Annotated in this window: 22 protein-coding genes; 3 read left to right on the top strand and 19 right to left on the bottom strand. The window is 46.0% G+C overall.

The window, feature by feature from the left end:
• Positions 1-88: 88 nt before the first annotated feature.
• A complete protein-coding gene (locus AC50YO_RS12930) occupies positions 89-1,315 on the bottom strand; it encodes a hypothetical protein (RefSeq protein WP_494847392.1) in 1,227 nt (408 codons plus the stop codon).
• Positions 1,316-1,342: 27 nt separating this feature from the next.
• Positions 1,343-2,155, bottom strand: coding sequence for an RDD family protein (locus AC50YO_RS12925; protein ID WP_494847390.1), 813 nt, complete (start codon positions 2,153-2,155; stop codon positions 1,343-1,345).
• 68 nt (positions 2,156-2,223) lie between these two features.
• Here AC50YO_RS12925 and AC50YO_RS12920 point away from each other — a divergent pair, with 68 nt between their 5' ends.
• Positions 2,224-3,219, top strand: a complete 996-nt coding sequence (locus AC50YO_RS12920; RefSeq protein WP_494847386.1) for a stage II sporulation protein M — start codon at positions 2,224-2,226, stop codon at positions 3,217-3,219.
• On the opposite strand, the gene AC50YO_RS12915 is transcribed toward AC50YO_RS12920, so the two are convergent.
• From AC50YO_RS12915 to AC50YO_RS12840, 16 genes are all read right to left on the bottom strand, one after another.
• On the bottom strand, positions 3,197-4,570 hold the full coding sequence (locus AC50YO_RS12915) for a DUF58 domain-containing protein (protein WP_494847384.1): 1,374 nt from the start codon (positions 4,568-4,570) through the stop codon (positions 3,197-3,199). The two genes, AC50YO_RS12920 and AC50YO_RS12915, sit on opposite strands and share 23 nt — an antisense overlap.
• Complete coding sequence (locus AC50YO_RS12910; RefSeq protein WP_494847382.1) at positions 4,521-5,435, bottom strand: AAA family ATPase; 915 nt, start codon at positions 5,433-5,435, stop codon at positions 4,521-4,523. Before AC50YO_RS12910 ends, AC50YO_RS12915 begins: the two co-directional genes overlap by 50 nt.
• 7 nt (positions 5,436-5,442) lie before the next feature.
• Positions 5,443-6,564, bottom strand: a complete 1,122-nt coding sequence (locus tag AC50YO_RS12905; protein WP_494847380.1) for a DUF4350 domain-containing protein — start codon at positions 6,562-6,564, stop codon at positions 5,443-5,445.
• Positions 6,557-7,189, bottom strand: a complete 633-nt coding sequence (locus AC50YO_RS12900) for a DUF4129 domain-containing protein (RefSeq protein WP_494847378.1) — start codon at positions 7,187-7,189, stop codon at positions 6,557-6,559. Before AC50YO_RS12900 ends, AC50YO_RS12905 begins: the two co-directional genes overlap by 8 nt.
• A complete protein-coding gene (locus AC50YO_RS12895; RefSeq protein ID WP_494847376.1) occupies positions 7,182-8,222 on the bottom strand; it encodes a hypothetical protein in 1,041 nt (346 codons plus the stop codon). The genes AC50YO_RS12900 and AC50YO_RS12895 overlap by 8 nt, the downstream gene beginning before the upstream one ends.
• Before the next feature lie 210 nt (positions 8,223-8,432).
• Positions 8,433-9,080, bottom strand: coding sequence for a hypothetical protein (locus AC50YO_RS12890; protein ID WP_494847374.1), 648 nt, complete (start codon positions 9,078-9,080; stop codon positions 8,433-8,435).
• Between the two features lie 96 nt (positions 9,081-9,176).
• The gene (locus tag AC50YO_RS12885; RefSeq protein WP_494847373.1) at positions 9,177-9,929 is read right to left on the bottom strand and encodes a helix-turn-helix domain-containing protein; all 753 of its coding nucleotides are present in this window, start codon (positions 9,927-9,929) and stop codon (positions 9,177-9,179) included.
• A gap of 199 nt (positions 9,930-10,128) precedes the next feature.
• The gene (locus AC50YO_RS12880) at positions 10,129-10,812 is read right to left on the bottom strand and encodes an N-acetylmannosamine-6-phosphate 2-epimerase (RefSeq protein WP_494847372.1); all 684 of its coding nucleotides are present in this window, start codon (positions 10,810-10,812) and stop codon (positions 10,129-10,131) included.
• Between the two features lie 18 nt (positions 10,813-10,830).
• Positions 10,831-11,748, bottom strand: a complete 918-nt coding sequence (locus AC50YO_RS12875) for a dihydrodipicolinate synthase family protein (protein WP_494847370.1) — start codon at positions 11,746-11,748, stop codon at positions 10,831-10,833.
• The gene (locus AC50YO_RS12870) at positions 11,726-12,661 is read right to left on the bottom strand and encodes an ROK family protein (RefSeq protein WP_494847368.1); all 936 of its coding nucleotides are present in this window, start codon (positions 12,659-12,661) and stop codon (positions 11,726-11,728) included. The genes AC50YO_RS12875 and AC50YO_RS12870 overlap by 23 nt, the downstream gene beginning before the upstream one ends.
• Before the next feature lie 59 nt (positions 12,662-12,720).
• Positions 12,721-13,182, bottom strand: coding sequence for a NanQ anomerase/TabA/YiaL family protein (locus tag AC50YO_RS12865; protein ID WP_494847367.1), 462 nt, complete (start codon positions 13,180-13,182; stop codon positions 12,721-12,723).
• Positions 13,179-14,303 carry a Gfo/Idh/MocA family protein gene (locus AC50YO_RS12860; RefSeq protein ID WP_494847365.1) on the bottom strand — a complete coding sequence of 375 codons (1,125 nt, stop codon included), beginning with the start codon at positions 14,301-14,303 and terminating at the stop codon, positions 13,179-13,181. Before AC50YO_RS12860 ends, AC50YO_RS12865 begins: the two co-directional genes overlap by 4 nt.
• A gap of 27 nt (positions 14,304-14,330) precedes the next feature.
• Positions 14,331-15,167, bottom strand: a complete 837-nt coding sequence (locus tag AC50YO_RS12855) for a carbohydrate ABC transporter permease (RefSeq protein ID WP_494847363.1) — start codon at positions 15,165-15,167, stop codon at positions 14,331-14,333.
• On the bottom strand, positions 15,167-16,066 hold the full coding sequence (locus tag AC50YO_RS12850) for a carbohydrate ABC transporter permease (protein ID WP_494847361.1): 900 nt from the start codon (positions 16,064-16,066) through the stop codon (positions 15,167-15,169). The genes AC50YO_RS12855 and AC50YO_RS12850 overlap by 1 nt, the downstream gene beginning before the upstream one ends.
• A gap of 106 nt (positions 16,067-16,172) precedes the next feature.
• On the bottom strand, positions 16,173-17,522 hold the full coding sequence (locus AC50YO_RS12845; protein WP_494847359.1) for an ABC transporter substrate-binding protein: 1,350 nt from the start codon (positions 17,520-17,522) through the stop codon (positions 16,173-16,175).
• Positions 17,523-17,789: 267 nt separating this feature from the next.
• Positions 17,790-18,602 (bottom strand): helix-turn-helix domain-containing protein, encoded by an 813-nt coding sequence (locus AC50YO_RS12840; RefSeq protein WP_494847358.1) that lies wholly within the window; start codon positions 18,600-18,602, stop codon positions 17,790-17,792.
• A gap of 214 nt (positions 18,603-18,816) precedes the next feature.
• On the opposite strand from AC50YO_RS12840, the gene AC50YO_RS12835 reads away from it, so the two are divergent.
• Positions 18,817-19,140 carry a hypothetical protein gene (locus tag AC50YO_RS12835; protein ID WP_494847356.1) on the top strand — a complete coding sequence of 108 codons (324 nt, stop codon included), beginning with the start codon at positions 18,817-18,819 and terminating at the stop codon, positions 19,138-19,140.
• Between the two features lie 92 nt (positions 19,141-19,232).
• On the top strand, positions 19,233-20,804 hold the full coding sequence (locus AC50YO_RS12830; RefSeq protein WP_494847354.1) for an MFS transporter: 1,572 nt from the start codon (positions 19,233-19,235) through the stop codon (positions 20,802-20,804).
• A gap of 235 nt (positions 20,805-21,039) precedes the next feature.
• Here AC50YO_RS12830 and AC50YO_RS12825 read toward each other — a convergent pair whose 3' ends face one another.
• Positions 21,040-21,417, bottom strand: a complete 378-nt coding sequence (locus tag AC50YO_RS12825) for a MerR family transcriptional regulator (protein WP_494847352.1) — start codon at positions 21,415-21,417, stop codon at positions 21,040-21,042.
• Between the last annotated feature and the right edge of the window lie 172 nt (positions 21,418-21,589).

Raw genomic sequence — 21,589 nt, 5'->3', positions numbered from 1 at the left:
ATTTCCTTATAAAATAAACAAAGGTCGAGCTGACCTCTCAGAGGATACTCGACCTTTATCTTAATCATCTTTCCCGACTAGCAGCCCTTTATTTAGCGCTTATTTTAAGCAGTCCTACCTTATCCAACAGAGCGTAGACATTCCCTTTGCTATCAATCTCGATATCGGTCATTGCAGGAGCTTCATTCCGATATAAGAGCATAAAACGTTCATTGCCATTCCGATCAATAGAGAACAACGAGCCGCCCAAATCTATGATATACGCATTTCCTTTGGAATCTGATTTAATAGGGAAGTTCTGTGGGTGTTTTGAAAACCGGCCTGGATCATAACTCCACGCCACTTCACCCTTCTCATTTATTTTGGATATGCCGCTTTTTTGATTGATCGAAGTAAAGTTACTCATATACAGAGAACCTTCTCCATCATTCGGGACATCCAATTCACTCAACCAGAGAGGCTTCACTAGGCTCATAGATGCATTCTTCCCTGTGGACGAATCTAGCAGTCTCCATCCTTCAAAAGAGGGCAGCAACAAATAACGATCATTATGAACCGACATCATCTCACCATTATGGATAATATCCCGACTCCACAGGATTTTGCCCGAATTATTCAGCGCGTACAATCTTTCATCCGTTCGAACAAAGGTTCTATCCTTGTTATCTGAGAAGATAGAGACCAGATTGGACTTCGTAACCATCTTACCTGCCACTTCTTTTGTTACATGCTTAACAATCTTCTTATTCGTCCAAACAATTCCGCTATACCTTACTCCGACTATTCCATCATCCGTTACTCCGACGAATGTATTCTTGGAATTCACGCTGTAATTCATCCTCGCCAAACCCTCTTGATTCTCAAATATATGCTGCCAGTAGAACTTTCCTGATGGGCTCAAGGCAATAACACGCCCTGGGTCTTTACTTGGTTGAGCGATCACATAGATAGTGCCATCCGACCCTAATGATAGCTCATTGCTAATAGAAGCTTGGTAAGGAAGTTTATATCTCCACATTTCCTTACCAGCTAGATCAAACGAAACAATCGTCTTGTCATCGGCTACATAGATGCGGGTTTTCTCTTTGTTCATAATTAAATCGTGAGGCTGTTCCATTTCTTTCGTCCAGCTAATTTGAAACTTTTTATGGCCTCTCAGCTTCAACGTTTCTCCTCGGTCATTGCGATATTTCAATTCTTGGAATTCATTTGACGGGAGCTTATACAACTTTCCCGCTGCTGCAGCTGAAGACATTGCGAGTGTAAAGACGATTAATGCCATTAGAATTGTACGTATTCCTTTTATTGACCTCATTAAATTGCCTCCCAAATGAAACTTTGATTATAACACCCATTCTTCATACAACTGCTCATACAGCATAATAAGAAAGCTTTCCGGGTCCTGCGTAAAAGCATCGCCTTCAAGCTCCAGCTTATGGCTTAATCGAGCTGCAAGATGCCAGCCTAGCTCATACCGTTTGTACTTCTCCAACGAAGGCATCCGCTCCACATAGCTTGCAAGCAGCAGCCAATCCTCGCGTCCCAGCTTAGCCTGAGTACCCTCCTTGCCGCTGTCCATGATGAATGGAGCGGTTGAGACCTGCTTCCTCTTCTGCAGCCACTTTTGCAAGCGCTTATTACTCCGTTGCCGTTCATTACGATTATCATAGACGACCAACGTGCCCGCAGCAAGATCTCCTAATCTTTTATCCATCGGATGAAAGAACATCCATAACGCTCCGAGCAAATAAAAGGATGGCAGAAAATCTATGATCCGGAAAAAGTTCCGAATGATTGCCGAGAGAAATGTAATGGGCTGCCCATTCTCTTGGATGACACGCAGGCCTACCCACTTCTTCCCATAGGTTTGTCCTCCCATGTAATATTCCATCAACGTATAATAGCCTCCTGTAAGAAGCGTATATAAAATAATAGGGAAGGCCAATGCATAATCTCCAAGAGGACTTAACATATCGACACTCGCGATCGCCAAAACCAGCCCAATAACCAAGCATACAGCAGCGTATATGCCAGACAGCAGCAGCATATCCAATAGCATTGCGGCCGCTCGACTGCCTAATCCAGCCGTCTTAAGCTGCAGCTTCACATGCTCCGAAGTAATGATCGTTGCACCTCTATTATAGGAGTCTTTCATATCTCCCTCTCCTTCTACTCCAACTTATGATATTATAATCCTATATATGGAAGGAGTTATTTGATCCCATGGACATTCAACATTTTATACGTGAGTACAAGCCCGTCTGGTCAGAGCTTGGCAAGCTCCTGCCCCTATTCGAGAGCAGCAAAAAGCGCAGTTTATCTGCTCCTCAAATTGATCGTCTGACTCAGCTATACAAGACCGTATCCGGACATTTGGCTTACGCACAAACCTATTATCCGAATGATGAGATCGAATTGTATCTGAATCAACTCGTATCCCGTACCCATCATGTTCTTCATGCCGAGCAATGGAAAAGCTCTAATCGACTAGCTGATTTCTTCAAGCATCAGTTTGTTGGTTACGTCCTTGAGCGGCGATGGTTCATCGTGCTTGCAGCACTATTAGTATTCACAGGGGCACTGGGCGGTTTCTTGGCCGTACAAGCCGACCCTCTGAATTTATATGCCGTCATTCCCGCCGAAATGGCTAATAGCATTGACCCTGAACAAACCGGCAAAAACCATGAGAACCTGCAGCATGCCACGTTCTCTTCATCCATCATGACCAATAATATAAAAGTCGCTGTACTCGCCTTTGCCAGCGGTATTACCTTCGGAATTATGACTCTGTACATACTCGTCTATAACGGCATTCTGATTGGGGCTTTGACCGCGGTCTTCTGGCAAGCAGGCAAAAGCTACGTCTTCTGGGCCTATATCCTGCCTCACGGCATTATTGAACTGACCGCTATCTTTATTGCTGGAGGAGCCGGCCTGTATATGGGCTATCGCATGATTAATCCCGGAGCTTATACCAGAAAATATATGTTCTTACAATCGGTCAAGCAATCCGCTTTGCTTCTTATCGGAACGATCCCATTATTCGTCATAGCCGGAATCATTGAAGGCTACATCACGCCATCTGCACTCTCCCTGGAAGCGAAATACGGTGTCGCAGCGATTACACTGCTGGTCTTGGCGCTCTATATTGCGTACGGCACAATCAATCAACGCCCTATCGCCAAAGATCAGGCTGCTACAACACATCCTTCGATTTGAGGATTAAATAACGATTAACAGCCGTCCAAGCTAGTTCTCCAACTGGAACATCCACAACGTCAACGCCATCTGTCTCCATCGAAGCCGTATAATCCTGCCGATCCAGCACGAGCTTATGCGCCAGACTTTTGGCGTATGCATCCTGCCTGCTCTTCGTATCACGAATCGCCCATGCATGCAGCACTTCATCCCTTAAACCGAGCAATAATAGATGATGCTGCCTGCGTGCGCGCATCAGCAGCGGCCGGAGCCCGACCTCGAACATATAGTTATCCATATCCGAGAATAGAACGACTAAGCTGCGCTTTTTCTGAACCTTCATTAAATATTGCAAAGCAGTACTATAGCTTGCTTCCACGAAATCGCTCTTCAGATCGTAGACGCCTTCCGTCAATGCACCCAAATGTGCAAGCCCAAGGCCCGGTGGAACATAGACTTTAATTCGATTCGAGAAGGCAAGCAGGCCTACCTTATCCCCTTGCTTGAGCGCGACCGCTGCCAGCGACAGCGCAGCTTCAAGCGATGCATCGAGCTTTGTGCGGCCATCCAGCTCTACGCCCATCATTCTCCCGCAATCCACCATAATGATAACGGCCTTCCCCCGCTCCGGGCGATATACATTCGTCATTAAGGAGCCGGATCTCGCCGATGCTCTCCAGTTGACCATTCTTAGATCATCATCCGGCACATATTCCCGAATCGCATGAAACTCCGAGCCGCTTCGTTCTTTGCGAAAGATCCGTTTGCCTTCCAGCATTAGATGATTTTGTGAAGAGGCAAGAATGCCTCTCACCCCGGACAGGTCCGGATAGATTCGAATAGCCTGTTCCAGATGCACCTTAGACTGCTTCATCCATAGCCCCATTGTTCCTTGAAGCCGGACACGCAAATACCCGAATCGGTATTGTCCGCGCTCTCTGCCGCAGGTCGTATAACGAACCTCCGCCTTTTTTCCTTGCCAGACAGTGAACAAACGCCCTGAATGGGCTAAAAAGGATTGCGGCAGATCATCATAAATCTCCAGCTTCAAGGCTACTCCCCGCTTACTCTCTGCTGTTATAGTCACCTCGAACGGACTATTTATATCGCTCCTATCCGGCATATGCCGTGCGAACGTCATACCTTTCCGACGTGGAATAAGGGTTAGATCAAGCAGACTGATCCCGAATAATAGGACATTTATGAATAGAAGGACAACAGGACCGATGCCCGCTGCGAATCCCGCAGCAACGAATACAGCCCCCAATCCTGCAAGCCCCGCAAGCCTAGGTGTTGGTACAATCATGCGCCGCTCGAGAGCGTCAGCGAGGTACCGGAACCGACGCCAGCGTTTCTTGGATGAAGTGGTCACTGGTTTCCCCCTCCAATTCGGCTTGCGGCGTTAATAATAGCCGATGCCGCAGTGCCGGAACAGCTACCGTCTTAATATCATCTGGTGTAACGAAGCTGCGGCCATCCAGCAGTGCCCATGCCCGAGCAGCATTGAGTATCGCAATGCCTGCCCGCGGGCTTGCGCCAAGCAATAATCTTCTATCCTCACGGGTAGAACGGATTAGGGCTGCAATATATTCGACCAATGATTCTTCAACAACTACAAGCCTTAGCCCCGCACGAAGCTCCTTGAGGCGCTCCAGAGTCAATGCCGGTTGTACGCGCTGCTGTGACTCCGCATAGAATGGGACATGGCTCTTCAATATTTCGAGCTCTGATTCAAGCGTTGGGTAAGCTACTGTTAATTTGAATAGGAAACGATCCAACTGAGCCTCAGGCAGCGGATAGGTACCTTCATATTCCACTGGGTTTTGTGTAGCAATAACGAAGAATGGATCAGGCAAAGGATAGGTCTGTCCCTGAATGGTCACTTGCCGCTCCTCCATCGCCTCAAGCAATGCCGACTGAGTCTTGGGCGGTGTACGGTTTACTTCATCTGCCAAGAGCAGATTCGTAAATACAGGCCCTTGCACCGTCTGGAACTCTTTCATATTAAAAATTACACTGCCCGTTATATCACTTGGCATCATATCAGGGGTGAACTGAACACGACTGAAGCGGCCATCTGTTAATTCCGCTAGTGCACGAACCATCTTTGTTTTGCCAAGGCCGGGAACGCCCTCGAGTAGAACATGGCCCCCTGATAGAAATGCAGTTAACAGCAGCTTAATATTTTTGGGTTGCCCAATGACAATCTCGTTCATTTGCTGTATGAGCTGTTGCATGCTTGATTCACTCCTTCTCTAATTTCACAATAATAGGATCAGCTTTTCTGCTATCCTGTACGAACTGCTTCATGGTGTAGAACGAAGTGTGCTCGGCCTCCTGCCAGCTTTGCAGAAGCGCTGCAAGATCATTAATCTCTGCTTTGCTCCAGTGGAGCTTGGCTGCCGCAAGCACTTGCGAATCAGTGGCCTTCACAGGAACCCCCCATCTCTGCCGCATCAGATCTCTGATGTACCGAGATTGATGAACGAGTGCTTCACGTGCAAGCTTGCGCCGCTCATACCAGCCTGCGGCAGCGAGCAATGTCTCATCTCCACGCCGGACCGTCCATGAGCGCGGCGTATAGGCCGGGCCGAATCGAACGGCTTTCAACCATAGCCATAGAAGCGCTCCAATAATCAGCTGAATCAAAGCAGCCAGCAGCCAGGCAGGATACACGGACCATAGCCCTGCTTTATCTTGAATGCCATGATGGTATTCATCGAACCATACCACATGATCATCAATCCCTAAGTATTTCATTAGCAGTTCAAACTGTTCATGCTGCAAAATCTGGTCGTTCCTTGCCCATTCCGGCACTAGCATAACGGTCATGCTGCCCTCACCATAGTAAATGCGCCCCGCCAGCATGCCTTGACTATCCTCCAATAGAGGCTCTATCTCTTCTCTGAATTCTATCCTATATTCGGAAGCTATCGTTGCTGTCAGCCAGTCAGACGAATCATGCCAAGACGTAATCGGAACTGGGGAAGGCTCAGCAAGAGCATCTACTAGCGTAAAGTCCTCCCATTGCCAAGGATTCTGATCCAGAAGCAGCACATCATTGCCGGCAGCCATCCAATCTGTAATTTGCTCCAGCTCATCCTCCTTCAATTCTTGGGGCTCAATAATAATGAGCTTATGCTGGCCAGACTTAGGCAGAAAGCGCCATTCCTTCTTCCAGCCCTTCACAGGAGCTCCTTTTTCCTTCAATAAATCATAGAGCCCCTTCACTCCATTAGGACTTGCAGAGCTTGATACGTAGGGCGGATAAGTGACGGTATCAGGCTTGACGAGCAGAAGCCCTACGAGAATGAATGCGATAAGACTAACTGCAATCCCTATCCGCTGCCCGTTTCGTTTAAGCATCGTCTCTCTCCTCCTGCCAATGAAGCGAAGCTAATTGCACGAGGTGTTCATACTTCCTCTCGCCAGCCGTTCCTTTGCCATAATGGACTTCTTCGAATAGCTTGGCAGCCTCCATGAATGTATCGACAGCTTGCGGCCGCCGATCATACAGCTCCTCAGCGTATTCGAAATTCGTTTTCCACTTCGCCGCTCTTATCCAGCCCTGTTCATCCATCATGAGCAGCATGGCTAAGAACAGCATTCTAATCGCTTCTTCATAATTGCCTTGCTCCGCATGCTTCTCAGCTTCTTGACGAAGCATGCGTGAGGTCTGCTCCCATTCCTCCTGGCTGCGAAAATACCCCGTATGCCTGCTCCGCCGCTGGATAATTATATTTCTAGCCAGCCATACAACAGCTGCCGCCAGCAGTAGGAACACAATAATCACTAAGAGATAAGCGAGCAGCTTAGGCGCACCTGAAGGAACGTTAACATCGGGAAAAAGCTCCAATAGCTTCTTCCAACCGCTCTCCAGCCATTCCAGAATGATATTATTTTCTTTGGGCTTCATGTAGGCGGTATATTCATCACGGCTCAATATATCCCTAAGCTTTTCTTTGTCCGCATAATTAACCCGCTCATTCATCTGTCGCACTCATTTCTTTCGACAGCCTTATCTCGCCGCCATTCCAATTCGACACAGCTTGCTTCGATTGATCGGCCTCATTCGCAAGTATGAGCGCATGCTCAATATCTGCTCCTTCATTACGGCCCTTAATATCGAAATAGACGAGTCCGTAGGCTATGAGGGGGATCGGCGCAACAAGCAGTACAAGCAATACGCTGAGGAGTTGTCCAATTATTGATAATTTGAACACAAAGATAGACAGCCCGTAGCCACCTATTAAGAAGAGCAGGACGATGAGCCCCGCAATCATATTAATTGCAAATATGCGCCAATAATTTCCTTTAGTTAGCCTCCAGCTGCGTAGCAGGGGCTGATCGCCATTCTCCAATGCCAATATTGGCAAATAAAACCCAAAACGAATGATGAAATAGCTATAGCCTGCCATTGATGCTACTGCAAACAGAATATAAGCAATGACCATAATAACTCCTGCCGCAATGGCTCCTCCATCCGAGCTCATACCCAGCCCTGCCAATCCCATGCCTAACAAGGCCACTATAGCAAAAGCAATCATTATGACAACCGTACCTACGATAGAAAGAGCAATATAAGCAGCCACCTGGATAAGCCCAAATAAAACGCTGTTGCCCACCATTCTCCAGTACGGAGTGAAAGAACGCTTCATTAATTCTCCCAGCCGCATTGCTCTGCCTTCAGCTGCTGCATGAACAAGATGCAGATGGGAAGAGATTGCTGCCGGCATGATGGCAATCATATAGAGAGGAACAAATAATAGCGAGAATAAAAAGTAAATCACATATAGTTCACTGCTGGGCTCCGAGAAGCTCTCTAATGATTCTATTGCTGCTACCCCGTACTCTGGGAGAAGGGAGGCACCGCTTATCTCAAACAAAAGCAAGTTCTGCACTAAATAGATCGGCCCGAAGAAAATGAGCATGATTAAATAAGCCGTTATAAAATGCTTGCGATATAGCTGAAAGCTCCGGTCCAATATCGCCCCTATCCCGACCGGCTTCGTGAACAACTCCATTAAGACTTCCTCCTACCTGTCATCAAAAAAACTATGTATTATCATTCTAATTCCACAATAATCCTTATATTCCTGTTGATCTAACAAAAATCGACATTTACCAACTTCGTCCCTTCATTTCTATATCCGCACAAAGCCCGGCTGCCATCCTTGGAGGAGGGCGCCGGGCTCATATTCTGTGCCAGAGTGGCGCAGTCTAATTCAATTCTATTACTTAAAGGCAACCGACCCGATAATTTTATCCGTTTCAGCCTTCGACTCTTCATTCTCGTAAGTGGTAATCAAGTTAAAGGCATAGCCTTCGATAATTCTGCTGTAATAGTTTTGTGTAACAACCATTGCGCCAGTATCAATCGAAACTTCCATGACATGGAACTCTTTGCCGCCTACTGTCACTGTTGTAATCTCTTTGAACACATAAGGAAGCTGGCTTTCTACCATTAGCTTCTTGGAAGCTTCCAAATAGTCCTTGCCTGTCGAAATGCCTTGCAGCTTGCTTACTTTTTCTGCAACCGACATAATGCTAGGACCTACTTGCTCTCCGCCTAATGGATATTTGGATGCCATAAGCAGGTTAAGTGTTTTTACCGATGCCAGATCCAGCTTCTTCTTCTTGGAAGCATCATCACCCGCGATTAATTCTTGACCCGCCTGAGCAAGCTCTTTCATCTCTTCTTCATTCTTGAACTCCCACTCCGCCGGGAAGTTTAAGGATACACCAAAATAATCATTCGTATAAGTACCGTTTGCAGTCGTACCCACATCGATTGTTTTTGCTTTGCTACCGCCACATGCTGTTGCCAGCACTAGAATTAACAGCATAACCATTGAACCCATAATAAGCTTTTTTGTTGACATCGTTACCCTCCTGGTATGTTAAGTCGCTATTTCACACCATAAAATTGTAACATAAATAGCGATTATTCCCACCTATATAAATCTATAGGTAGCTGATTACAAGTAGGATAGCCGATTCGCTATCGTGACCGCTTCTGTACTGGATTGAACGCCGAATTTATCAAAAATAATTTTCTTATGATGATTGACCGTACATTCTTTTATTTTCAGCTTTAGTGCAATAGATTTCACCGTTTGGCCCTGAGAGATAAGCTTGAGCACATTTAATTGCCTTTCCGTCAGTTGCACCGGGCACTGCTCCTGCGCTTGGGCGGCAAGCTGCTCCTGGTAGCTGGTCAGCATAGCCGCTGGAATCAGCTTGGCAATGGCGATCAGCTCGCTTTTCATATCCTCATCAATAGTGGACACATCCAAATAACCCACATTGTCCGAATTGATCGTCAGTGGGGTAGAAAAACAATGCCAGCTTTTAAATAAAGGACTTTCATGCTGCTCCGGCGGCAAATAGACCGGACCATTATGAGCTATTGCTTCCGAAATAGCATTAACCCCGCAGCTTTTCTCGGTAAAATACATTCCGAGCCGTATCGGGGAGCTTCTAACTGTGCTCTCCAGATCTTTGCTATAGTCCATGGCTAGCAAAACTCCTTGTGCATCCGTTAGCAAAAACAGGTAAGTTCCTGATAGATGCTCCTTAATCGTTGAGATACAATGCTGAAATACAGCAATCAACGGTTGATTATGGCTGCAAATCCTCTCAAATTGAGCCTTGGATGTGAATAAAGCCATGGATTCCCCTTTGCCGCCGCCTTTCCATTGCTGGCGTAAAGCATCTATCATTCCGGGCATTATACAAGTTCCTCCTTGTTGCCTAATCGCCTCTGACAACTTTCTTTACTCTTTATCGGGTTTCCATTTGTAAAATTGAATAATATTACCCAACCAATTGCCACAATAAACGACATTCTCCAACAGTATTGGAACGTTGAGTATGCTTATGAAATAAAACAATCGGGAAGCTTCTCCATAGAGAAGCTTCCCGATTGTTTTATAACTGCCCTGCTGCTGACGCGAAACGTGCTGTAATATCTCTAGGCCTTGTAATGGCGCCCCCCACTACAACCGATGCCGCACCTAGCTCCATACAGCGCCTGAGCATCTCAGGGGTCATGACATTCCCCTCCGCGATAACAGGAATGTCTACTGCCTTCAACACCTGCTGTAAAAATTCAAAATCTTGATCATACAGTTTATGGCCTGCCGTATATGGCGTATAGCCATAAAGTGTCGTCGATACACAATCAAAGCCTAATTGCTGGGCTGTGATGGCTTCTTCCACCGTTGAAATATCAGCCATTAGTTGGATAGAGGGTGCCTTTGTCCTGCAATAGTGGACAAGCCCCTCCAATGTTTCCCCATTCGGGCGATTCCGCTTGGTGCTATCCAAGGCAATCATCTCGCAGCCACTCTCCAGCAGCTCGTCTATTTCCGTCTTTGTTGCCGTAATAAAGACCTCACTATCCGCATAGTCGCGTTTGACGATACCAATTACAGGCAAGGAAACCTCTCTTTTTATTGCAATAATATCTTCTCTGGAATTCGCCCTTATGCCTGCCGCTCCGCCTTCACTGGCCGCTAAAGCCAGCTTCGACATGATGAAGGAGCTATGCAGCGGTTCATCTTGAAGCGCTTGGCAGGACACTACCAATCTGCCATAGATTTGTTCAATCATAGTTGCTTATCTCCTCCACTATTTGGTATGAAGGGCAGTTGCAGCTACAATCTCATCATTCAATACTGCCAGAGCAGCATGATCCGATGGCTTAACAGGCAATAACGGCAGCCTTGGCTCGCCAGTCTCAATTCCGCGAAGGCTTAGAATATATTTGCATGCACCGTACAGAGACGGAAAGCCGAGCAGTTTTTTGATAATCCGATTAATAGTAATCTGCAGCGTCTGTGCTTCTTCAAGCTTCGCATCCTTATACAGCTGGTTCAAGACACAGAACAGCTCCGGCATCACACCGTAGGTTCCGCCAATGCCCCCGTCTGCCCCCATAATCCTGCCCGCTAGAAACTGCTCATCCGGTCCATTGAATACAAGGAAGTTGTCTCCCCCTGCTTCTTTGAATTGTTGAAGCTCATACGTGCTCTCTCCTGACATTTTCACACCAATAACCTTCTCCTGCTGTGCCAGCTTGGCAAGGAGCTTGCTGGATAGATTAAATCCGGTTGTCTGAGGAATATTATAAATAATGAAAGGAAGATTCGTGCTATCGATCATATGCTGCCAATGGTTCTCTACAGCCTGCTCCGATAGACGATAGTAGATTGCAGGAACTGCGGATATGACATCCGCTCCGTATTGCTCGGCATGCTTAGCCAGCTCTACACTTTCGCGTGTAGAATTCGCCCCTACGTGAACCATAATGACTAATTCGCCCTTTACCTCCTGCATGACGGCTTCAAGCACCTGCTTGCGTTCCTCCTCCGTTTGCAGAATCCCTTCGCCTGAGCTGCCGCCTACATACAAGCCTTTGATTCCTGTAGAAGCATAATACCGCGCCAGCTTCCGAACGCGATCCGAATTGACCTGGCCTGCCTCATCATAGACCGAATACATAGCTACATATATACCTGCAAATTTAGAGATTATATTCTGATTCATTATTCGCATTGCTCCATTCTTCTTCATAATAGGGATAGACTGCACCATATATAGCAGCCTTATTGCCTAATTCGGCCATTTTCAATTGCGTCTTGGAGAAGTTATCAGGCAAGTAAGCATGCATATGCTTGTTGATCTTGGCTAATAGAAATTCCTTCTGCTCGGATACTCCTCCACCAATTACGATCATGGACGGGTCTACCATGCAAATGATCCCCGCCAAGCCTCGGGCGATTTCCTCTGTCCACTGATCAATAATGCGCTCGCTGATCCGATCACCCAGCTCCGCCCTCTGGAACAGCTCATGACCTGAGCCAGAGAACTCTTCCAGCTCCTGCGATGCTGTATGCAGTAGGGCGGTCATAGAAGCTCTCTGCTCATAGGTGGTACCCGAATGCTTGTCGAACAAGGAATGCCCAATCTCCCCTGCTCTATAATGCTGTCCTACCACAAGCTGCCCCTTGCAAAATAAAGCTCCGCCGATACCCGTCCCGAGCGTGATGCAGAAAAAATGATCACAGCGGCGAGCAGCTCCCATCCAGCGTTCTCCCAAGGCGGCAGCATTCACATCATTGGCAATATGGACAGGCAAGCTGAATTGCCGCTCAAGCATCTGCTTCAGATTGGTTCCCATATACCCTGGAATCGTCGGACCCGCATATAGAATCTCACCGCTATCCGAATTCACTACCCCAGCCGTACTGATGCCAATGCCTTGCATGGTGTCATAGCTTCCGAGCAGCTTATTGACGATAGCCATTACTTCCTCAGCAATGCCATTATCGGCTTGTCCCTTCGGCGTCTTGGCAGAAGCATGGAAGACCATTGCTGCCGACTGATCCAATACCGCATATTTGATCTCGGTACCGCCAATATCTATTCCAATGAAATGCTTCATTCCTCGTCCCCGCAATTCTTGAATCCTCCCTAATGCAAGATGCCATTAAGGAGGACGGAATAAACTTCTTTCTATTAGTCTGAATATTCAGACTTTAATAAGACCTTGTAGACGATTTTCTCGACCCTTTGCTCCTCCTGCTCATGCGCACCTACTAAATGCGTATCTTCAGGAAAACAGATGAGAAAGTAACCAGGCTCCAAATATCCTTTGAATGAAAGGTCAGATGCTACATCTCCGAAGTAGATGTCATTGTCCTTATCATACGCTGTCTGATTAGCCAGCAGCCCTGCATGGCTGACCTCCACATATTCCCGTCCTGACAGTACAATATGAATATCAATATATCGTTTGTGAGCTTCATATCGTTTATCTTGCTTCGGGATTGTGGTGAAGGCTATACGATTCTTCTTAAAATCATCATTTGCCGCTGTCTCTTCTTCAAGCAGCCTCGTTCTGATATCTTCCATACAGCTCATCAGCCTGCTATTCGGAAAGGCATAGAGCTCTATATTGGACAGCTTGTCATAAATCATGATACAAGTGCCTCTCTTGACGTAATCTCAGACACACTGACCTTGCGGTCTTCATCAATGGATAAAGTAAGGGCATCCGCAGTTGCGATCGCAGCTCTGGCAGCTGTCCCATCCAGCAATGGCTTGAACTCCTCTTCAACCTCTGACCCCTGCATAATACTGTGGAAATAAGCCATTTCTTTTGCCATAATGCCATTCAGCCACATTGGCGGATTCCGATCCGGCTTGCCATACATAATCGCTCCGTCCATTTCCATGCCCTGATAGATGCGGGTACGATCATCATCCTCTTCCTTGCTTTGATGAAGCAGGAACTGCTCATCGCCCTCTGGCGTCCGAAGCACAACCTTCACATCATGCATATCAATTAAGATGGCACCCTCGCTGCCCTGAATTTTGACAAAGTGGTCACTCCATCTAAAAGCTGAACCATATTGAAGAGTAGCAAAGCGATTATTGCCGAATTCCAGCGAAATGAACAGCATATCATCCTCATCGCCGTATTGCTCGCCTTGATGGGCTACATTGCCGCCGATCATACTGACACGCTCAGCAGGCCCCATTAAGAATTGAATGAAATCAAGCTCGTGGATATGATGATAGAGATGGCCGCCGGATATTTCTTTTTTCTTCTTCCAGCTTACTTCCTCCTGCGGTTGCTCCCAGCCGTTGCGCTCTGCGTGGCAGAATAAGATATCTCCTATCCTTCCTTCATTAATAAGCTTCTTGGCGGTACGAACGCCGTTCATGAAGTTCATGACATGGCCAGCCATGAAGACAAGCCCTTTTTCCTTAGTTGTTCTGATCATTTCATTACAGTCCTCATAGGATAGCGCAATCGGCTTCTCGCAGAATACATGCTTGCCATGAAGAGCCGCACACAGTACCGGATGCTTATGATAGCCATTAGGTGAAGCTACGATAACCGCATCTATATCTGGTCTGCTGCATAGCGCTTCTATGCTTTCTTCCATGTCGCAATTCAACTCTTCTGCTACCGGCCCTGCATTCTCGGGATCATATACCGCTGCAATTCTCGCTCCCTCCAAGGAGTGGAGCAGTCTGCTTAGCCCCGCTCCGAAATAACCTGTTCCAACCACGCCATAATTAACTGTTTTCATCCGTAAATCTCCTTCCAAGTTATCAAGTTATTTAACAGATCCATCTGCCAAGCCGCCAGCAATTTTTTTCTGAATGAGCATGAAGAACACAATAGAAGGGACGATGACGATTGTAGAAGCTGCCATCATTTCTCCCCAATCGAGTATTTCGGAGCCATTCAAGGAATATAAAGCGACTGAAATCGGCATTTTCTTCGAGCTGTTGATTAACAGCAGGGCGAATAAGAACTCGTTCCATGTATTAATGAACGTATAGATGGCTGTTGCAACAATACCAGGTGATACAATCGGCAGTACAACTTGCAGAAACACTCTTATTTTTCCCGCGCCGTCTACGGTTGCCGCCTCCTCGATCTCCAGAGGAACCGTCTGGAAGAAGCCAGTCAGCATCCAGATCGCATAAGGAATGGAGAAGGATAGGTAAGTAATAACAAGTCCTGTCCAAGTGTTCACCAATCCCAATTTCACGATAATAATCGTGTACGGAACGGCAAGCAGAATAGGCGGGAACATATACGTTGTAATTAAGAGCTTCGTCATCTTCTTGCCGGCTCTAGGGAAGAACCGAATAATTCCGTAGGCGGCCAAGGCAGACACCACGATCGTAATCAGCGTTGCCGATAAAGAAACGACCAGACTGTTCTTAATGTTGTCCAAGAAATTCAGATTGTTCAGAACCCTGTCGTAATAATCGAACGTGAAATTCTTGGGCAAGAACGACAGCGGGTAGCTTGCCATCTCGCCGGGCGACTTGAACGATGATAGAACAATCCAGATTAGAGGAAAGACAGCAATTATAGACGCTATAGTAAGAAAGACATACAAGAGAGCAACACCAATTCCACTTCTACCTACAGTTCTCATTAGCGATCCTCCCTCTCCCATTTGTTGAGCAGTCTAAAGTAAAGCAGGCAAATCGTAAGCAAGAATAATAGCAAGATAACCGTTATTGCTGAGGCTACGCCCAACTGCTTCATGCCCCAGCCTGCTTTATATGCAAAAATAGGTAATGTCGTCGTCAGATCGGACGGCCCTCCGCCCGTAATAAGGTAGAGAAGGTCAAAGTTATTGAATATCCATATCGTTCGAAGAACAAGCAGCAATCCGAGAACGCCGCGAATGTGACGAACTGTAATCGCCCAGAAGGATTGCCAAGGTGTAGCGCCATCCATAACCGCTGCTTCATACTGCTCCATCGGGATCGTCTTGAGTGCCGATAGAATGTTCACCATGAATAACGGGGCACCAAACCAAATGTTAATGAAGACTACCGTCCCGAATACAAAGCTGGGGTCCGTAAAGAAATTAAGATTATGGTCTGTAATTCCGAGCTTAGTCAGTAGATTAGGTACGAATCCATACACATCGTTAAAAATCCATTTCCATGAAAAGGCGATTACAATCGCCGGGAATGCCCAAGGAATAATAAGCAATGTTCTGAAAAAACCAGAAAACTTCGGTATTTTATTCAGCGCAAGCGCTGTAGCAAACCCTACTAATAATTGTCCACCAATTGAGAAGACGGTCCATTTAATCGAGTTAAGGAAAGCAATATAAAAGTCCTTGTTGGTTAAGACAAACTTAAAGTTATCGAGCCATACCCAATCAATTCGCGCTTTGATCAAATGCTTGGAGGTAAAGCTGAAATAAACACTGGAGAAAATAGGGTAGATCAACAAAAGCACGACGATCAACACGGCCGGAAGAACAAATAACAAGCCTGTTTTATTAATTCTCTTTGACTTTGCAATGATGGCCTTCATCAGGTTCACTCCGCTTCTAAAGGTGAATTACGGACAGTCTCCTTTCCTACGGTGGAAAATGAGGGAAGGGGGACGAGCCCCCTCCTCTTATCTAACTAATTGACGATTATCCGGCTAATTCAAATAGATCATTCAATTTCTTCTCTGCTGCCTTCGCCGCAGCTTCAACCGATTCATTCTTCAGAACAATATTCTGGAACATTTCTTCAACCACGCTCTGGCTCGTAATAATGCCCGATTGAATGGTTGGTTCATATTCCATGCCGATTGCCGTGCCTTTGTCTACCGCACTGCTGATGACTTTAACGGCATCGCTGAACTTTTGAATCGTCGGATTATCCAAGAACTGCGGGTCCTCGGCAATATCCTTCAAGGCTGGCAGCATGCCTGCTGGGACTGAGTGCAGGAACTTAATATACTTCTCTTTTTCGTACAAGCTCTCTACGAATGCTTTTGCAATTTCAGGGTGCTTGCTGTTCTTCCATACCACAACTGGAATATTGGATGTCTCAATTCCCCGGTCTGGGTCGTTCGCATTTACTTTCGGAATAGGAGCGGCGCCAATCTGATCCAATAGCTGAGGTGAGTTCGTTTCTACCCCGCCAATGTGGAAGCCGCTGTTGAAGTCAAATGCCGTTTTGCCCTGATAGAACAAGGTTGCCTGATCCAGCGTCTTGAAGTTCATCGAGCCTGATGGGGATACGGCTTTATACATATTCACCCAATAATTAATGCCGTCAATAGCGGCTTGGCTCGTGAGATTGGCTTTGCCATCCTTCGTGATTAGCGTCTCGCCTGCTGAACGAACATAGAAATTCAAGAAGCGTGTCGCTTGCATATCGCCAAGTCCCATTGGAACCGACAAGCCGTATACTTGCTCCGGCTGATTGACTGCCTTGGCTGCTGTCATAAGCTCATCCCATGTCTTAGGAACCTGCAATCCCGCTTTCTCAAGCAGATCCTTGCGGTACCACATAACCTGCGCATGAGAGTAGAGCGGCATGGAATAGTTATTGCCATCTACCGTTCCCTCTTTTAACGGAGCTTCGTAGAAGCGATCTCTTCCGATCTTGTCGATGACATCATTAATTGGAATAATCGCATCCACATCCAGCATCTCTACCACGTGATTCGGCAATGCTGTACTTACATCTGGAACTTGTCCCGACTGTAAGCCTGTTGTCCATTTTGTATAAAATTCAGACCAAGCAAAGGTCTCGATTGTGATCTTTACACCAGGATGCTCTTCCATAAAGGCATCAGCTGCCTCTTTCATATACTCATTCCTTGCGCCCTGGGTAAAAGAGTGCCACAATACGATTTCTCCCTTTAGCTCTTGATCGGACTGGGCTTCATTATTATTGGTTGGGGCCGGTGCTTCTCCATTTCCTTTACCACATGCCGTTGTAATGACCATCATTAATGCAAGCATTAGAAATAGTGATTTTGTTTTCATATACGCTGACCTCTCTTCGATTCATTAGTATAAATCAAGCAAGTTTTAAAAAAGAACGTCACCGAAAAATCCTACTTTTAGGAATTAAGAAACCGTGCTGCGCCGTCTTATTTACCGCCTCCTTATAGATTTAATCCCCTTTATTACTTGCTTCCAGCAAATTAAAGCGCTTTCTTATTACTAATCATAACAAGAACTGCTGAGCTCATGAATATAGCAATCCATTCATTACTAGCATAATTCAATCATCTTTATAGGAAATATTTTCTAGTCCTTGGCAAGCTTGCGATACGCGTAGGGGGTCACTCTAAAATGCTTCTTGAACACTCTGGAGAAATAATTAGGGTCCTCAATACCAACCGAATACGCAATATCCGAAATCCGTTCATTGGTTTCTAATATTTTTTTGGCAGCTACAGCCATCTTCAGCTCAATCAAGAACTCGCTTGGCGATTTGCCTGTATGCTGCCTGAATAATCGCCTGAAGGTTGTCGAGCTGATATTGACCATCTTGCTCATTTCCTCCATATTCATGTTCGTATGATAGTTGTTCACCATGTAATCCAGCACAATCTGAATTCGTTTATCATTCATATTGTCTGCTTTCATGCTTCTAGGCTTATTCGTTCGATCCGCAAAGGACTCGGAGGAATTAATCAAGTAGCCTAGTATCAGCTCTAGATAACCTCGCAGCATAAGCGTCTTTCCTATTCCTGAAGAATCCTTCTCCCGAATGATACAATCGAAAAAATGCTTAATCTGCTCATCCTCGCATCTGATCTTCGTATCATAGCCCATTATTCTGGACCACATATCGTTGTCATGCGAAGGGAAAGCCGCTGTGAACCGAATGCTTATGAAGGTGAAATCACCTTTGAGCGCCTCACAAAAGAGCATGCTTCCCTGCGGGATATAGATAATATCGTTCTCCTCCAGATGATACGTCGTCTCATCAATAATGAACTTCGCACTGCCCTTCTTGATGAATCGAATCATCGAATAAGGAATCATGGATTCATAATAATTCCAGTTTTTAGGAAAATGATACTTCTCCGCATACAAAAAATGTAATCTTAGCATCTCTAACAAACTATTGACTGCCAAATTCATCCCCCCGATATATTTAGCATCATTTATTCTAAGCCTAGTTAATAACTGTTAGATTACAATAAAGCAGATCATTTATGCAAAGAGCAATTTTAGTTAACCTGAATATAGAAAAACTGGAGCAGAGTTGCGTCGAATGAAGATGGCTTTGTTCGAGGATAGACGATACATACAGAAGTTAAGAAAAATGAGCAAACCCAGTTGGATTCGCTCATTCGTACATTTCATTAAGTTATTGTTGACATTTACACTAGTGTCATACTTTAAAGTTTGCTGTGAGGATACAAATTCAACCATTCTAAGGAGGAAACAACATGAATCGAATATCAATACCAATCGGTTAGCGCTTGGCCAGATTATAAAAGCAAGCAAAGAATTGGATATTCCAGCAGAGTGGCTGGCTCCAAGCAAAGCTTTATTAGATGGGATGGCTAATGAGGGTTACGGCGATGATGATCCTGCACGCGCATTCGAGGTCATCAGTCCAGTGCGGCGGAATAAACGTTCATAATCGAGCATAACAATCAACGATTTTTCGAGAAAGAAAATCCATAAGCGCGGCCAGATAATCCAGCCTAAAATTTTCATGAGAAGGTGAAGAGAATGAATACGAATAACAATAATTCTGTAGAAGATATTAAGCCGCTGCATGCCGGGTGGAGGGAATGGCTCGGCTTGGCCGTGCTTGCACTGCCAACCCTTCTGCTGGCTCTGGATATAAGCGTCTTATATATGGCTATTCCGCATATAAGCGCAGATTTGCAGCCTAGCAGCACTCAAATGTTATGGATAATGGATATATACGGATTTATGATTGCTGGCCTGCTCATTTCAATGGGAACGTTAGGTGATCGAATTGGCCGCAGAAAACTGCTGTTGATAGGCGCCAGCGCATTTGGTATCGCTTCAGTTCTTGCAGCCTTCTCCACCAGTGCAGAGATGCTGATTGCCACCCGTGCATTGCTTGGTATTACAGGGGCTACTCTTATGCCATCCACGTTATCCCTGATTAGTAATATGTTCCATGATCCTCAGCAGCGTGGCTTCGCCTTTGGCATATGGATGACCTGTTTCACAGTCGGGACCGTCATCGGTCCAGTGGTTGGCGGATTATTGCTTGAATACTTCTGGTGGGGCTCTGTATTCATGCTCGGTGTTCCTGTCATGCTGCTTCTCCTTGTGCTTGGGCCATTGCTGCTGCCAGAATATCGAGGCACCCATAAGGAACGAATGGATATCGCCAGTGTGATCCTATCTCTTGCCGCAGTTATATTTACCATCTACGGCATTAAGCAGCTCGCCGAAAGAGGCTGGGCACCACTGCCTGCAATGGCTATTGCAATCGGCCTGTTTCTCGGCATTCTATTTATCCGAAGACAGCGACGCATCCCCAAACCTCTGCTCGACCTCAAGCTATTTGAAAACCGGTCATTCAGCGCTGCTTTGGGAATTATGTTCATGGGCTTTTTGACAGTAGGAGGAATCTATCCATTCTTCACACAGTTCTTGCAGCTTATTGAAGGATTGTCCCCATTAAAAGCTGGACTGTGGATGTTGCCAACAGCCGCAGGGACTGTAATCGGCTCTACATTAGCTCCTATTATTGCAAGACGGGTCTCCCCGGGATATATTGTCGGAGCGGGGCTGATGATTGCATTTGCAGGACTTCTGTTAATTAGCCAAGTGGATACCTCTGGATTGTATCCTCTGGTAGGCGGAGTCAGCCTTATTTTTCTAGGATTTGCTCCCATGATGGTATTAGGAACGGACATCATTATCAGTTCTGCCCATCCCGAGAAAGCAGGGTCAGCTTCGGCAATATCAGAAACCAGCACGGAGCTTGGTATTGCAGCAGGTGTTGCTGTCCTCGGCAGCTTAGGTACGGTCGTTTATCGCAGGCAAATGGATGATGCGATTACTAGCCGTGTACCCCCTGAGGTTGCCGAAACGGTACGCGATAATCTAGCCAGCGCAAAGGCGGCAATGGAAGAGCAAGCTCCTGCAATGAATTCAAGCCTGCTCGAAATGGCCCAAAGTTCGTTTGTTCAAGGTCTTGGCATCGTCGCCATCGTTAGCGCCTTTATCGTACTTGCACTCGCTTTTCTTGCTATAATGTTGCTGCGGCATGTGCGCCCAAGCGGTGAAACAAATAGCACGGCAGCTGACTCTTCATAAGAATAATGCTGACTTCAAGCAGCAAGGACAAACTTGGAAGCAATTGCAACAATAGTAGGAAAACGATTGGTACTGACTGTGCTTCTTTTCTCCTGACGCTTAGGGCGATTCTCGCATTCGCTTTGAGAAGAAGATGCAGTCGTACCGCCCTGATGTTGCTAGAACAATGGCCTGCTTACTCATGTCTCAGCTTTAATTACTCCGCGCAACAGGAATTCTACTAGAGTAGGCAGGATTATCCATCCTCCCCATCTGAGTCTCGTTGCGCTTTCATTTGATTGATCTGCTGTTCCAACCGTCTTTGTACAACGGTCAATGTATTCACTTTCTTATTAATCTCCTCGAATTTTTCTTCGTACACTTCCAGCATCTCTGCACAAAATTCGTCCATATCAGCATATTCATCCTTGCAGTCCAATACTTGCGCGATCTCATCAGCGGTTAGACCTAAGCTAAGATAGGTTTGGATCGTTTTGATACGATCAATGGCAGACTCATCAAACTCGCGGTAATCATTATCAAGGCGAGCAGCGGTTATCAAATTCTTCTTCTCATAATGTCTGATGGATCGAGGGCTGACACCCGTTGTTTTAGACAATTGACTTATTCTCAATGCAAATGCCTCCTTTAAAAGGGATTCACTATAATTAAAGAGAGATCTTCTACCATGATACCGTGGACTCTATTGTAAATTTTAGGGTGATTTTTGTAAAATTAAAGAATATGAATGAAGGTTCGAATAACTTGAACAAATAGTCGGTAAATAAAGAAAGAGACGTATGGGA

Source organism: Paenibacillus sp. J22P59 (assembly GCF_059383895.1).
Note: the sequence above shows the minus strand (reverse complement) of the source record. Positions and strands in the feature narration are given on the sequence as shown.

Bases quoted from the DNA above. Each gene is read 5' to 3' on its own strand.
- AC50YO_RS12930 (WP_494847392.1), bottom strand. From the start codon at position 1,315: ATGAGGTCAATAAAAGGAATACGTACAATTCTAATGGCATTAATCGTC.
- AC50YO_RS12925 (WP_494847390.1), bottom strand. From the start codon at position 2,155: ATGAAAGACTCCTATAATAGAGGTGCAACGATCATTACTTCGGAGCAT.
- AC50YO_RS12920 (WP_494847386.1), top strand. From the start codon at position 2,224: ATGGACATTCAACATTTTATACGTGAGTACAAGCCCGTCTGGTCAGAG.
- AC50YO_RS12910 (WP_494847382.1), bottom strand. From the start codon at position 5,435: ATGCAACAGCTCATACAGCAAATGAACGAGATTGTCATTGGGCAACCC.
- AC50YO_RS12905 (WP_494847380.1), bottom strand. From the start codon at position 6,564: ATGCTTAAACGAAACGGGCAGCGGATAGGGATTGCAGTTAGTCTTATC.
- AC50YO_RS12900 (WP_494847378.1), bottom strand. From the start codon at position 7,189: ATGAATGAGCGGGTTAATTATGCGGACAAAGAAAAGCTTAGGGATATA.
- AC50YO_RS12895 (WP_494847376.1), bottom strand. From the start codon at position 8,222: ATGGAGTTGTTCACGAAGCCGGTCGGGATAGGGGCGATATTGGACCGG.
- AC50YO_RS12890 (WP_494847374.1), bottom strand. From the start codon at position 9,080: ATGTCAACAAAAAAGCTTATTATGGGTTCAATGGTTATGCTGTTAATT.
- AC50YO_RS12885 (WP_494847373.1), bottom strand. From the start codon at position 9,929: ATGCCCGGAATGATAGATGCTTTACGCCAGCAATGGAAAGGCGGCGGC.
- AC50YO_RS12880 (WP_494847372.1), bottom strand. From the start codon at position 10,812: ATGATTGAACAAATCTATGGCAGATTGGTAGTGTCCTGCCAAGCGCTT.
- AC50YO_RS12875 (WP_494847370.1), bottom strand. From the start codon at position 11,748: ATGAATCAGAATATAATCTCTAAATTTGCAGGTATATATGTAGCTATG.
- AC50YO_RS12865 (WP_494847367.1), bottom strand. From the start codon at position 13,182: ATGATTTATGACAAGCTGTCCAATATAGAGCTCTATGCCTTTCCGAAT.
- AC50YO_RS12860 (WP_494847365.1), bottom strand. From the start codon at position 14,303: ATGAAAACAGTTAATTATGGCGTGGTTGGAACAGGTTATTTCGGAGCG.
- AC50YO_RS12855 (WP_494847363.1), bottom strand. From the start codon at position 15,167: ATGAGAACTGTAGGTAGAAGTGGAATTGGTGTTGCTCTCTTGTATGTC.
- AC50YO_RS12850 (WP_494847361.1), bottom strand. From the start codon at position 16,066: ATGAAGGCCATCATTGCAAAGTCAAAGAGAATTAATAAAACAGGCTTG.
- AC50YO_RS12845 (WP_494847359.1), bottom strand. From the start codon at position 17,522: ATGAAAACAAAATCACTATTTCTAATGCTTGCATTAATGATGGTCATT.
- AC50YO_RS12840 (WP_494847358.1), bottom strand. From the start codon at position 18,602: ATGCTAAGATTACATTTTTTGTATGCGGAGAAGTATCATTTTCCTAAA.
- AC50YO_RS12835 (WP_494847356.1), top strand. From the start codon at position 18,817: ATGAGCAAACCCAGTTGGATTCGCTCATTCGTACATTTCATTAAGTTA.
- AC50YO_RS12830 (WP_494847354.1), top strand. From the start codon at position 19,233: ATGAATACGAATAACAATAATTCTGTAGAAGATATTAAGCCGCTGCAT.